Source organism: Terriglobales bacterium (genome assembly GCA_035764005.1).
In the GTDB taxonomy this organism is placed as follows: domain Bacteria; phylum Acidobacteriota; class Terriglobia; order Terriglobales; family Acidobacteriaceae; genus Gp1-AA112.
On record DASTZZ010000008.1, the window covers coordinates 1 to 12,923 of the forward strand.

At 56.1% G+C, this 12,923-nt stretch carries 14 protein-coding genes; 3 read left to right on the forward strand and 11 right to left on the reverse strand.

Annotated elements, in window-relative coordinates; genetic code table 11:
• The 3 genes from VFU50_01240 to VFU50_01250 all read right to left on the reverse strand — a co-directional run.
• Nucleotides 1-680 (reverse strand): TAT-variant-translocated molybdopterin oxidoreductase (locus tag VFU50_01240; protein HEU5231453.1); only part of this gene is annotated, 680 nt, incomplete at its 3' end.
• A gap of 66 nt (nt 681-746) precedes the next feature.
• Nucleotides 747-1,514: a cytochrome c3 family protein gene (locus VFU50_01245; GenBank protein HEU5231454.1), complete on the reverse strand. Its 768-nt coding sequence runs from the start codon at nt 1,512-1,514 to the stop codon at nt 747-749.
• Between the two features lie 264 nt (nt 1,515-1,778).
• Nucleotides 1,779-2,033 (reverse strand): AbrB/MazE/SpoVT family DNA-binding domain-containing protein, encoded by a 255-nt coding sequence (locus tag VFU50_01250; protein HEU5231455.1) that lies wholly within the window; start codon nt 2,031-2,033, stop codon nt 1,779-1,781.
• A 230-nt stretch (nt 2,034-2,263) separates the two neighbouring features.
• On the opposite strand from VFU50_01250, the gene VFU50_01255 reads away from it, so the two are divergent.
• Together VFU50_01255 and VFU50_01260 are read left to right on the forward strand one after the other, a co-directional pair.
• A complete protein-coding gene (locus VFU50_01255; GenBank protein HEU5231456.1) occupies nt 2,264-2,422 on the forward strand; it encodes a hypothetical protein in 159 nt (52 codons plus the stop codon).
• On the forward strand, nt 2,403-2,636 hold the full coding sequence (locus tag VFU50_01260; GenBank protein ID HEU5231457.1) for a hypothetical protein: 234 nt from the start codon (nt 2,403-2,405) through the stop codon (nt 2,634-2,636). The genes VFU50_01255 and VFU50_01260 overlap by 20 nt, the downstream gene beginning before the upstream one ends.
• Before the next feature lie 157 nt (nt 2,637-2,793).
• Here the strand turns inward: VFU50_01260 and VFU50_01265 are convergent, their stop codons facing one another.
• The 5 genes from VFU50_01265 to VFU50_01285 form a co-directional block, all read right to left on the reverse strand.
• Nucleotides 2,794-4,230 (reverse strand): aldehyde dehydrogenase family protein, encoded by a 1,437-nt coding sequence (locus tag VFU50_01265; protein HEU5231458.1) that lies wholly within the window; start codon nt 4,228-4,230, stop codon nt 2,794-2,796.
• 433 nt (nt 4,231-4,663) lie between these two features.
• Nucleotides 4,664-6,082: a protoporphyrinogen oxidase gene (gene hemG, locus VFU50_01270; protein HEU5231459.1), complete on the reverse strand. Its 1,419-nt coding sequence runs from the start codon at nt 6,080-6,082 to the stop codon at nt 4,664-4,666.
• Nucleotides 6,083-6,143: 61 nt separating this feature from the next.
• Nucleotides 6,144-7,076, reverse strand: a complete 933-nt coding sequence (gene hemH, locus VFU50_01275) for a ferrochelatase (protein HEU5231460.1) — start codon at nt 7,074-7,076, stop codon at nt 6,144-6,146.
• 2 nt (nt 7,077-7,078) lie between these two features.
• Nucleotides 7,079-8,146, reverse strand: coding sequence for a uroporphyrinogen decarboxylase (gene hemE, locus VFU50_01280; protein ID HEU5231461.1), 1,068 nt, complete (start codon nt 8,144-8,146; stop codon nt 7,079-7,081).
• Nucleotides 8,147-8,356: 210 nt separating this feature from the next.
• Nucleotides 8,357-8,593: a hypothetical protein gene (locus VFU50_01285; GenBank protein ID HEU5231462.1), complete on the reverse strand. Its 237-nt coding sequence runs from the start codon at nt 8,591-8,593 to the stop codon at nt 8,357-8,359.
• Between the two features lie 82 nt (nt 8,594-8,675).
• Between VFU50_01285 and VFU50_01290 the strand changes: the two genes are divergently transcribed.
• Nucleotides 8,676-8,996, forward strand: a complete 321-nt coding sequence (locus tag VFU50_01290) for a hypothetical protein (GenBank protein HEU5231463.1) — start codon at nt 8,676-8,678, stop codon at nt 8,994-8,996.
• Between the two features lie 33 nt (nt 8,997-9,029).
• Here VFU50_01290 and VFU50_01295 read toward each other — a convergent pair whose 3' ends face one another.
• From VFU50_01295 to VFU50_01305, 3 genes are all read right to left on the reverse strand, one after another.
• Entirely contained in the window at nt 9,030-10,628 is a 1,599-nt protein-coding gene (locus tag VFU50_01295; protein HEU5231464.1) for a DUF5597 domain-containing protein, read from the reverse strand.
• Nucleotides 10,629-10,775: 147 nt separating this feature from the next.
• Complete coding sequence (gene selA / locus VFU50_01300; protein HEU5231465.1) at nt 10,776-12,209, reverse strand: L-seryl-tRNA(Sec) selenium transferase; 1,434 nt, start codon at nt 12,207-12,209, stop codon at nt 10,776-10,778.
• On the reverse strand, nt 12,136-12,633 hold the full coding sequence (locus VFU50_01305; GenBank protein HEU5231466.1) for a LytTR family DNA-binding domain-containing protein: 498 nt from the start codon (nt 12,631-12,633) through the stop codon (nt 12,136-12,138). The genes selA and VFU50_01305 overlap by 74 nt, the downstream gene beginning before the upstream one ends.
• Between the last annotated feature and the right edge of the window lie 290 nt (nt 12,634-12,923).

The window sequence follows — 12,923 nt, forward strand, 5'->3', positions numbered from 1 at the left end:
GCTTGAATCTGCGAGGCGAGCGTCGGAGAGATAACGGTTTCGCTTAAGAAGCGCAAACTTGCGCCACCCGAAGCTGCGGCTCTTACCTTGTAAGCCAGGATTGCTTGGGAAAAATCTCCCCAGTTGCGCTGCTCGCCGCGATAGCTGGAACTCGTCGAGCGATCAGGATCATAGAGATCGAGGACCGAAGCCTGCGCGAAGACATCAGTCGCCCCATTCGACGCTGGATGCTGCGGATTGCCTTCGATCTTCGTCGGACGAAACTCGTTGCTCTTCACCAGCAGCGGAATGCCGCCAGTCGGAAACGGCATCGTTGTCGCGAAGAACTTCGGAATTCCCGGAATGAGATCTTCCGGCTGACGAATGTAGGGAACGATGGCCTCGGCTGGCTGACGCGTGCAGGCGGAGAGTCCCGCGAGAGCCATTGACGCTCCCGCCAATTTGAGGAAGTTGCGACGTGAAAGCCCATCCTCGGCGCGACTCAGCTCAGCGACGCCTGCGGGAAATTCGTTTTCGAGAAGCTCTTCAAAGCCAGGTTCATCGATCAGCTCTTCCAGACTTCGCCAATACTTCTTGCCTGTTGAGGCGGAGAGCCGCTCGCGTACCTGCTGGAGCGTTAGTTTGGTTTTGTGCGGGGTTGGCGAGGCCTTGATCTGCACCAACTCGGGGTGATTCTCCATGTCTGTCTCTAAATCAACTTCTCCATTTGCCAAACTGCGCCGCCCACTACCGCAGGCGGCTCCGTTTTATCTGTGGCAGGTTTCGCAACTTTGAATTTCGTTTGGAGTACGCACGTGATACTGCGCCACCAAGTATTTGCCCAACGACATCTGATCTTCGAATTTTTTCCAGTGCTGCATCGGCTGGCCGGTGAGCTGATAGTACGGGCCATCCAGGGAACAATTTCCCGTCCCATCTTCGCAGAACACCGGACTTGCCGTGCTCGGGCCCTTCCAACCCATATTGAAAATCGGGTCGCCTACCGGACGAATGTTCTTGGCCGGATTGCGATGGCAGTCGAGGCACCACTCCATCTGCAGACTTGCGTGCTGATAGGTGAGCGGCATCTCGTCGATTGGGCCATGGCATGAGGCGCAGCCGATTCCCTTATTAATGTGGATCTCGTGACTGAAATAAACGTAGTCGGGCAAATCGTGCAGCTTGGTCCACCAGATCGGAGTGCCGTTGCGGTAGCTGGCGCGCACAGGTTCGAGAATGTCGGCGTTGGTCCAGATCTCGGAGTGGCAATTCATGCACGTTTTAGTTGGCGGAATTCCTGCAAAATTGGAATTTTCCACAGAGGTGTGGCAGTAACGGCAGTCGAGTCCGAGGCCGGACACGTGGTGCTGATGGCTGAAAGGCACCGGCTGCTCGAGTCGCTCGCCCTCGCGTGTGACGTAAGGCGAACGCTGCAATTCATTCAGAGTAAGCGCCAGGCTGGTGACGACAAGCCCAAGAATGACGAGGCTCATGCGTGCAAGCCCGTTGGCACCTCGGTTAAAAACTTGTGGCATCGAAACGTGTCCTGACTTTTATGTAAGGGGCACGAGCCGCGCACATCGCGTCAGCTTTATAGGAGTGCACCGGTTGAACGTTTATGACAGCAGCAACAATCAGGAATAAAACGGAGAATTATAACAGGCGAAAATTTTCTGCAAAGCAATTGGCAAAATTTTTTGCAGAAAATTTTTTGCTGGCGAACCGGAAGAGGAAAGAAGAGGAGCGACTCTTGTGTTGTTGGGCGCTGAGTGAAATCGAGAATGTTGTATCGAGCCCCATCAACGTCGCCTAGCCGGCACTTTGCGGGTGGCACTATCTCTCATCGCTGTCTCCATCTGCTCGAGAGAAATAGCCCGACGACCTCCAGACCTCAACATGGCGCGCAACGCCGTTGCTGGAAGCTTCGGCAAGATAACCGCGCTACCATCAGGATGCACGAAGAACTTCACGCAATCTCCCGGCTTCAACCGAAGGTGATCGCGGATAGCTTTGGGGATTGTCACTTGCCCTTTAGCAGTAATTACGGATTCCATTTGAATGAGTCCCCGTTTTCATGCTGGTAACAGCATAGAGGAAAGATTCGCGCTGTGACCACAATTGGTCTTGACGAGGGTTTTTAGTTGAGCGCTGCTTGAACTCAGAAGACAATGTGAGCAATGGATCATAGTGTGGCTGACTTCACGATTGTTGGCGCAATCCGCTCGATCGAAGTCATTGCTCTCGGCAAGCCACAATCGAGAATTACGGCGGCTCAGAAAAGCCTATGAGCGAGGAAGATGGAAAAAACTCAAAGGGAAGCGCGACCATTCAGCTTTCGGACAGTACCCAAGCAGTAGCGGAGCTCCATTGGTATGAAGCGCAGGGCATTGGCAAGAAAGAATTCAAAATCAAACGTTTCCTCCATGAGCCGCCCGCAAGCTAAGGCGGGCTTTGCAATTTGCATCAAAAACGCCGACTATCCGGCTTCGCTGGAACTGCGCAAGGTGTATCGGGTGTTCGCCGACAAAGAAGCTGCGGCGCACGAACTTCTGAGAATAGTCGACGAATCTGGAGAGGATTACCTGTATCCCAAAGGCTACTTTATTCCGGTAACTCTGCCGAAACCGGTGCAGCGGGCGCTTACGTCGATTCCTTAGAGCTATTTCTCGGTTTCCGAACGGAGGCTAACGCGCGCAGTTCGCGTGAGCAGGAGTAAGGAATGGCTATGGACTTTCCAAGGGCTTAAGGAAAGATTCTCGAAGATCATAGGGATTCCTCCGCCAAAACCCGGCGTTCGGAATGACGAAGGGAAAATCAGGCCATCACCAGCAACCGTCTCTCCGTCATCTCCTCAATCGCATAGCGAATGCCTTCGCGTCCGAGACCCGAGTCCTTTACTCCACCGTAGGGCATGGGATCGACGCGGAATGTCGGCACGTCGCCGACGATCACTCCGCCCACTTCTAGCCGGTCAAAGGCGCGGAAGATCAGGCGGGAGTCGTGGGTGAATAGTCCCGCTTGAAGACCGTATTGGGAATCATTGGAGCGGGAGAGGGCGTCGTCGAAATCTTCGTACGGCTCGATGGTTGCGACTGGAGCAAAGATCTCTTCGCAATTGACTTTCATCTTTGGAGTGGTGGCTGAGAGGAGCGTCGGCATAATCAAAGGACCCTTCGTCGTTCCGCCGCAAAGAACCTTGGCTCCGGCGGAAACTGCTTCCTTGATCCACTGTTGAACCCGCTCGACATCGCTGCCGCGAATCATAGGTCCAACATCGGTCGATTCGTCCGAAGGATCGCCGACGCGCAACTTTGCTGCAGCCTCGACCATCTTGGCCGTGAACTCGTCGAAGATGTCGGCATGCACGAGAATGCGCTGCACCGAGATACAGCTTTGGCCGGCATAGGTGAATGCTCCGGATGTGCAGCGTGCGACGGCATAGTCGAGATCCGCGTCGTTGTGAACGATGACCCCAGCATTGCCTCCGAGCTCCAGGACGACACGCTTCTTACCGGCATCACGCTTGAGTTGCCATCCCACTTTGGCACTACCGGTAAAGCTGAGCAGCTTCATGCGTTCATCGGCGACGAGCGACGCGGCGTCATCGTTGCTCAAGGGCAAAATGCTGAACGACGAGGCAGGCCATCCCGATTCGAGGATGAGTTTGCCTAACAAGAGTGCGCAGAACGGGGTCTGTGGAGCAGGCTTGAGCACAACCGGACATCCGGCTGCCATCGCCGGCGCCAGCTTGTGGGCAACGAGATTCATCGGAAAATTGAATGGAGTAATGGCTGCAATCGGACCGATAGGGAAGCGACGGACAATGCCCCATCGACCTTCCGTCGCAGGAATGAAGTCGAGCGGCATGTACTCGCCGTAAATCCGCACCGCTTCTTCAGCCGCGGTGGTAAAGGTCAGCACCGCGCGATCGACTTCTGCGCGCGCAGCTTTCACCGGCTTGCCTGCTTCAAGCGTCATCAGACGAACAAAGGTATCTTTGTGCTCACGGATCTTTGCGGCGACGCTGAGCAGCGCGTCTTTGCGCTTGTAGGCAGGAATCTGCCGCAACTCGGCGCTGGAAGTCTCAGCAGCTGAAATCGCGCGTTCGAGATCTTTCTCCGTTCCCAGCCATGTGCTGCCGATCGGTTTGCCAGTGTACGGCGAGTTGATTTCGACGCGCTGTCCAGCGGTGATCCACTCGCCAGCAACGAGAAAGCCGGATTCGAGCGGCGAGCGTTCAAAGGTTTGCATGTGGTCCCCTAAAGTTAATGATATTGCGCTGCGTTCTTGTTCTGTCATTCCGAGTCCGCCGCGGCGGACTCACGCGCAATTTGCGTGAGCAGGAGAGAGGAATCCCCACAGATAGCCATGCGCTTAACCTGCATTTCTCACCACGGGGACACGGAGAGCACGAAGAAACCCTTGAGAATGGCCGAATCTGCTGGCCCAATCTTGAGTGGCCGTTGTTGCCCAACCGGACGGACCGACGCGCGCCCTCGCGCGGGTTTCGGTTCCGATACCAGAACCGCAGTGTTTCACTTTACGTCGAGTACGAACTCATCAACCGAAACCCGGCCGAGGCCGGCCGCAGGTGCTTTCGAGAAACCGCGCTTTAGGAAACGTCTTGGAAGACGATAGGGATTCCTCCGCCAAAGGCTGGCGTTCGGAATGACAGAACAAACAATTACGAATAAGTCACTAACTGTGACCTCATTCTCCTGATGATGGCATCGGCCGCCGAGCGCCCTATGCGAACGCAATCGGGAATGCCGATTCCGTGATACGCATTCCCGGTGAGATGCAGGCCGGGGAAGCGCTGCATATGCATCTCCAGGCTGGCGACGCGCAAAAGGTGTCCGACTTCGTACTGCGGCATGGCGTTGTGCCATTTGTAGACGCGAGCGAAACGCGGCTCAGTCTGGATGTTCAGAATCTCGCGCAGCTCCCGCCGGACCAACTCGAGGATTCCGTGCTCGCTAAGCTCCAGGATTTCTGGATCACGTGCGCCGCCGAGGAAGACACGCAAGAGCGCCATCTCCTCGGGAGCGCGATTCTCGAACTTGTTATGGACGAACGTGCATGCCATCACGCGCTTACCTTCGCTGCGAGGAACGAGAAAGCCGAACCCTGCAGGCAAGCGCAAGTCGGCGCGTTTGTAGCCAAGGGCGACCGTAACCGCGGACGTCGACGAGAGCTCGCCGAGAATTTCGACTGGCCGTTCCGATCCGGGAACCTCCTTCATAAGCCTGGCCGTGACGTGTGGCGGGACAGCCAGAATGATGTGATCAAATTCTTCTTCCGCGCCTTCGCTGGTGACGCTCCAACCGGAACTGCCTGGCCGCAGCATGTCTACGGTCGAGGACGCATGCAGTGTCTCGCGTGGGAACTGGCGCAGGATGGAATCAATGATTCGCTGCATACCTTCGCGGAGCGAGGTGAATAAAGGTGGCGTTCCGCCGGGGTTGTGATTTTTTCGGCTCTCCAACGCGCCTCGGACAAGACTGCGATGTCGCGCCTCGGATTCAACCATCTGCGGCAGCGTGGCGCGCGCGCTGAGACGGGAAGCATCTCCACCATAGACCCCTGAGAGCAGCGGGTCGGCAAGACGGTCCACGACCTCGGCATTGAAGTGCCGCGAAACGAAACTGGCGACGCTTTCATCGTCATCGACGCCGAGAGGCTCGGGAGGAAGCAGATATTCACTCAACATCGCCAGCTTTGTGCTCGGCGAAAACAACCGCGAGCGGAGAACGGGCGCGAGCTTCGTCGGAACCATCATCTGAAGTCCCGCCGGAATCTCCTCCAAACGCCCCTGAACCAAAACGTAGGTTTTGCGTTCGGCATCGCGCGATCCGATGAGCTGGCCCGACAGCCTCAGATCGTCGCAGAGTTCTCGTGCCCAGGGTTTCGACGTCAGGAAAGAATCAGGTCCAGCCTCAACCAAACAGCCTTCGACGCGTTCGGTGCGAATTACGCCTCCGAAACGCGAATCAGACTCGAAGACGACGATCTCGAGCGGCGCTCCTTTGCGGCGCTCCTGCTCGAGATAAAAGGCGGCAGTAAGCCCGGAGATACCTCCGCCGACGATGGCGACGCGAATCATGGTGAATTGGTCGGGAAAGACCAGATTAGCTTAGACGAGAAATTGTCGGCAAAAATGAGCGTTACAGGGCGTTCTTCGTGACCTCTGCCGTTGCCCTCGTGACCTTCGTGTTCGCTCTTCCCCGGCTCGTTACTAAATCCGCCAAAGCAGCGATGAAAGCCGGCGAGTCGTTCAATGATGCCGTCCTCACAACATCGACGCCTATACGAGAGCCAAGGTCCCGGAATGCGATATCGATGTCATACAACACTTCAACATGATCGCAAACGAAGCCCACAGGCTGGATCAGCACGCGGGAGTTGCCGGCATGTTTTAATTTCGTAATCGTCTCCTCTACCGTCGGGCCAATCCACGGCCCTCCCGACATTCCCTGGCTCTGAAAAGCAAATGTCCAGCGACCGTGCGGCAGTCCCACACGCTGCGCCACAAGAGCTCCGGTTTCCCTCGCCTGCTGTTCATACGGATCGCCGTCGCTGATGGTTCGCGCCGGAACACTGTGGGCGGTAAAGATCACGGGAATGTCTGTGCCAAACTTCGCTCGCGCAGCTTCGAGCTTTTCAGCAAAGGCATTAATAAGAAGAGAGTGCTCATGCCAGGACTCGATGAAGTCAATCGCGATGCCGTGGGCAGCGCCTTCCAGCGCCTTGCGGTAGAGTCCAACGCTGGTACGGGAATTCTGCGGGGCGAGGCAGAGCGCGACGGCAGAGCTAATGCCATCAGCAAGCATTTTGGCAACAACATCCGCAATGTATGGCTTCCAGTTACGCATGCCGACGTACACCGGCATCTTGAGCGATTCGGACAGAAGCTCGCCCTGACGCATGGTGATGCTGGTGAGCGGAGAACGTCCGATGAGTCCATAGCGATGCTTTACTTCCTCAATGACCGAATCGGGAACAGGGCGTCCACCGGTTACATTGTGCAGGTATGCTGGGACGTCGGACACGCTGTCCGGAGTTCCGTGCGCGAGCAGTAAGACTCCAGTTTTGCCCATAATCAATACGCCGCGATGGGAGCACCCGAACGTTTGCGGCTGAGGCTGTAGGAGTGTACTTCGTCTACAAGCGCGAGAACATTTTCCACCGGAGTGTCGGGAAGGATTCCATGGCCGAGATTGAAGATGTATCCGGGCCTTCCCGCTGCTGATTTCAAAACTTCTCGTGCCTGCTTGCGCAGATCGGCTTCCGGAGCAAAAAGCGCTACGGGATCGAGATTGCCTTGAACAGCGAATTTATTGCCGAGCGTCTCGAAAGCCTCATCGATAGGAATGCGCCAATCGACGCCGATCACCTCTGCGCGCGTTTGTTTTATCTCATTGAGCAGCGTTGCCGTGCCAGTTCCGAAATAGATCACTGGCACGCCGGTGGCTTTCAATTCCGCGATAAGGGTTCGTGTATGCGGGAGGACAAACCGGGAGTAATCGGCAGGCGAGAGAGAGCCAACCCAGCTATCGAAAACCTGGATGGCATCTGCTCCTGCCTGAACCTGGGCCGTAGCAAACGGAGAGAGCACGCGAATCAGTCTTCGCATGAGTTCGTTCCAGGCTTCTGGGTCGCGGTACATCAGGCTTTTTGTATGCACATAGTTGCGTGATCCTCCGCCTTCGATCATGTAGCTGGCGAGCGTGAATGGAGCGCCGCAGAACCCAATCACTGGCAACCGCTCGGCAAAATGGCGCGCGACGATCTGGAGGGATTCGGCTACGTATCCGAGTTCGGAAGCGCGATCGGTCTTGAGCTGCGCTATGGAACCCGCATCGCGCAAAGGATGCGCGATCTTCGGGCCATCGCCTTCTACGAACTCGAAATCCAAGCCCATGACTTCGAGGGGGAGCAGCAGATCGGCAAAGATGATGGCCGCGTCAACGCCCAATCGTTCGGCTGCGGTGATGGTCACATCCGCAGCGAGTTCTGGAGTTTTACAGATCTCAACGATCGAGTGCTGTTTTCGGACCTGCCGGTACTCGGGCATGTAGCGCCCAGCTTGGCGCATGAGCCAGATGGGGGTCACATCCACCGGCTGCCGGCGGCAAGCGCGAACAAAGCGGGAATCCGGAGCCGACATCGAATCGAGGTTACCACGCTGAGGTTGTCAGCGAGGTAAAGACTGGGCAAATCGTAAGCCCGATCGGGAGTATCAGCTTCCCCGCTGCACGGAAATTGGGAGGCAATTCAAAACGGGAATGCGGAATCAACAACTTACGTCTTTTCAATACGATAGTCCGTTAAAACCGGACGGATCGCGCCACGTTATGCCAAATACGTTCCGGCAGGCTTAAATTGCAACCTCCACCGTAGGACTATCCGGCGTTTCATATTTCCAGCGCCAACCATCGGCGATGCGTTCGATGTAAGCGCGGTCAAACAACTCCGCAGTGGCTTTGGCGACCACCTGCACATCGTAGCCGAGGCGTTTACCTATGGCGGCATTACTGATTGGATTCCTGTTGGTTTCGCTGTGCTGGAAAATCACGGTTTTAATCTGGCCTGCAAGTCTGTCGTTCGAGTTCATGCCCATTAGATTCCTGCATGGCTGTTCTGGTTCCATTAAACAGCTTGCCCTATAGCTCTGCTGCGGCGTATTTTTTCCAACCATGAAACGGCTACTGCTCTGCGCCTTTCTACTTTCTCCAGTGCTTGCGCTGGCCGCCGACGATTATCCATTAACACTTACGGTCATCAGCGCCGAGAGATACAACCACGGCGGCTACATTACGACCAACATCATCGGCTGGCTTTCTGACGATCCACAGCGGCAACAACTGCACATGGTCTGTGATACCGGCATCTTCAGCCGTGGTCCTGACGGGCGTGCCAACAGGTATGCGGCACGCCGCAACAAGCCGCACGAAATAAAGATTGGCGCGCGCGAAATGGGGAAGGACAAAATCAAGGAGCACACGTGTAAGTATTAGTTCCGCTAACTTGGAAATGCTCTAAACGCCTGCTCAGAATCTGCCTAGTCGAACCCGTACTACTTCAGGCTGCTCGTGGAAACGGAGGCCGCGATCTGTTTCGTCGCCATTCCACAGGCGAAGGCCTTTCCACTGTCCTTGCTCGTAGGTTCCCTGCTCAGCAGAGAGAACCTGCATTCGCAATCCCGGAAGCCTGCCGGGAAGGTGGAAGCTGACGCTGGCATCGACGCCAGTCAACAGGAATTCGTCGGCCCCGAGCTGTGCGATGAGTGCCACACCATGGGCATCGCTCGTGCCTGGCGGACGGCGGCCATCGCGTTGAGGGAAGCCGTAAGAAACGGTCGCTTGCCAGCTGCCAAAATCGATTTCCTGTTGCGGTTGCCCTGGCTCCTCGACAGAGGTCTTGAGTTTTCCATCGAAGTTCCACTGAGCGATTTCGTTGCTCATGGAACCGAGCAGAGCGAAGTTGCGCGCATGAGCTTTAGGAGGTTCACTTCCAGGAATGTCGCCGTCGGGGTGGTCAATTCCAAATGGGGAAAATCCGATCGCGCCATCTCCGAGAGCGTAGAAGAGGAACTTGGCAAAATCGTCGCTGCGTCCTGTTTCCGGAATCCAGACCGGATTATCGGGTCGGGCGTAAGCGTGCAGCACGTCGCGATAAATACCAGACTCGCTGTTGTAGATATCGGGACCAATCATGTCAGTGGCCGGAGCTAACGCGCGCCAGAGCCCGACGTACTTTTGCACTGCTCCGCCACTCGGATATTGAATTCCAGGAATGGCCATGCGCCTCTCGGGTAACTCGGCGGGCGGGTAACTCAGCCATACGTTGATGTAGAGCGGAATAGCAAACTCGGCTTTGCCGGCCGCCGCGATTTCATTTACATACTTCGCCTGGTGATAAAGCTGAAACATTTCATCCGCGTCTGCTCCAAACACCTGGCTCCATGTGCCCGCAGATTTATGAACGACATTCAGTAAGTCCGATGGAACCTGTCCGGCAAACTGCGCGTTTGCTGCGGGAGAAAAATCGCGCACGCTGCCGATAATTCCCGACTCGTTTTCCACCTGCACGAGCAACACCGCATGCTCGGTCTGGTCCAAAGCTTTCAGATGACGCATCAGCGCAACGAACGCCGCTTTGTCCGCCTGAAGGGTTGCTCTTGAGTTGGCAGTAAGTACGTCGATCGGCTCTCCGTCTTTATTGATCACCCGAGGGAATCGCTTGGTGTCGGTCTTCACCCAATCGGGAACGTAATGCATGTTTCCGTTCTTCCAGGTTCCAAACCAGAGCAGGACAACATGAAGGTTGTGCTCGCGCGCTCCCTTGACAATTGCATCGACATTCCCAAAATCGAACTGACCTTCGCGAGGCTCCATCTGTTCCCAGTACACGGGCGCTTCAACCGTATTCGCGTGCAGCTTTGCGAGAGAGTCCCACACCTGCGGCAGTTCCGAAGGCCAGGCGCTGGAATTGTGGATCTGTCCTCCCAAAATGAGAAAGGGATGACCATCGACCAGCAGTGCCCAGCGCCCATCTTTCTGGATAACGCGGGGCGCTTCCGCCGCGTGCAGGAATGCAGTTGTGACAATCAGAACAGCTAGAACGATAGATTTGGAATGTGCGCGCACGTTCTAACCTCGCGCGCACACTATATGCGTCCGTGATGAACGTGACAACGACTTCCGTTCGAATGAAACCGTGAGATTCGGAGTGCGAAACGAAGCTTTGGTCTGCGGAGTCTGGGAAGGTCTGCTCGCTTAAAGCAAAAATCCATGCTAAGACAAGGCGCTGACAAGAGATGCTGCCAACGCTCGCTCGTCTTCGACAAAGATAGTTCTCAAGTCGAACAGCAGGCGATCGGCTTCGATGCGCGCGATTACAGGTGGAGACTGTTTTCGCAATCTGCTCAACAACTCCTCAGGGCTATATCGTTCGGAAGAGACTGAAATCACGAATGTCGGCAGAGTCGCCGTCGGCGCCGTTCCTCCCCCGATGACAGACTTGCCTTCCATCACCTGAAATTTGCATCCGGCGATTGCGTTGAGTTCATGCAGAAAGTTTTCGGCGCGACTGCGAATCCCGTCCGCCGGAGCGTAGATCATCTGCAAAGTTGGAATCGCTTCATAATCTTGACGAACGTAAGCGAGGAGCGTGGCCTCGAGAGCTGCGTACGTGAGTTTGTCGACGCGCAGTGCCCGGAAGAGAGGGTTCGAGCGCATTCGCTTTACCAGTTCCGGCCGTCCTGCAATTACGCCGGCTTGCGGACCGCCCAGAAGCTTATCCCCGCTCACGCACACAACGTCGATTCCTATCGCAAGCGCTTCATGCAGACCGTACTCGCCCTGCACGCCAGCCGACGCGAGGTTCACCAACAGACCGTTTCCGAGATCTTCCATAACGGGAATGCGATGCTTACGTCCTAATTGCGCTAACTCTGCTGAAGAAGGCTGCTCGGTGAAGCCGATCATTGCGAAGTTAGAGCGATGAACGCGGAGCAGGAGGCGCGTATTCGGTGTGATTGCCTTTTCGTAGTCGGAAAGACGCGTGCGGTTGGTGGTGCCGACTTCGCGAAGCTGCGCGCTGGACTTGGCCATAATCTCCGGCACGCGGAACGAGCCGCCGATTTCCACCAGTTCGCCGCGCGACACAATTACTTCACCACCTTCAGCGAGTGTGTTCAGCGCGAGCAGAACCGCGGCCGCGCAGTTGTTTACGACGATCGCTTCGAGCTTGGACTCGCTGGTTTTTCCTTCTGCAGAAGCATTGGCATCGAGCAGGCGCTCGAAGAGTCTCTGTACATGGACATCGCGTTTGCCGCGCTCTCCCGAATCGAGATCAAATTCCAAATTGGAGTAAGCGGAGGCGATGCTGACAAGGTGATACAGAGCCTCGCGGGAGATCGGTGCACGTCCGAGGTTGGTATGAAGAATTACGCCGGTCGCATTGATGACTTTTTGGAGCGAATAGCCAAGCGACCGTCGCAACTCGCGTTCAACTGCGTCGGGAATGCCATCGATGGCAAGTTGCGCTCGGCTCCCATCGATACTGCCGGAGCTGATCTCCTTTCGGAGACGATCGAGAACGGTGCGGACCGCGTCAGCAGTAGCCACGCGGCCCTCGCGTTCGAGTGACTCGCTAATTGCGGAGGAACGAAGAAGTTCGTCCACCGACGGAAGCTGCCGCAGCCAGTCCGTTTTCTTTACTGTCACTCCCGTATTTCACCAGATGCTTTCCTTGCGAAGCAATGGGAAGCAGCTTTTCCAGCTTACTGCGATGGCGGCGGCTCATCTTGAGCTGCGATCCATCTTGCAGAACCAGGAGGTAGTCGCCGCGCTGCAGAGCGTGCGATTCCTTCACGCGATCTAGGTTCACGATCGTGCAGCGATGCACGCGTCCGAACTTCTGCGGATCCAGCCGCTGCTCAATCGCGTTTATGGTCGAGCGAATGCGGAACACCTGTCCCGCAGAATGAATATGGACGTAGTTGGCTGCTGCGGAGAGATAGTCAATATCCGCCACAGTCTGTAGAAAAATTCGGCTCTGCGACCGAATCACGATCTTCTTGGGGTACTCGCGCGGGACTTCCGCTGACTGCATTCCGGGAGCCTGCACACAGGGCGAAACAGTAGCCATACACTCCTCAATGCGCTTTGAATTCGACAACAAACTCCTCGGCCGCGCGATGCGCGAGCCCTGGTTGGAACGGCACGATCGAGGAGCTGGTTTTCTATACCGCTTAAACCTCGGAAGCAGGAGATTTCATCCAGAAAAAAACGGGCTGTCGGCTCTTGGCAGTCGGCCTTCGGCCAAAAGGACGCTTCGCGGGTTCCTTCCCCATCAGTTCTTTTCTCAGTGACTCCGCGTCTCCGTGGTGGAACGGCCGGCAGGAGCAACCCGGTGGTAATCAGGTGTTTCCCTCGTAT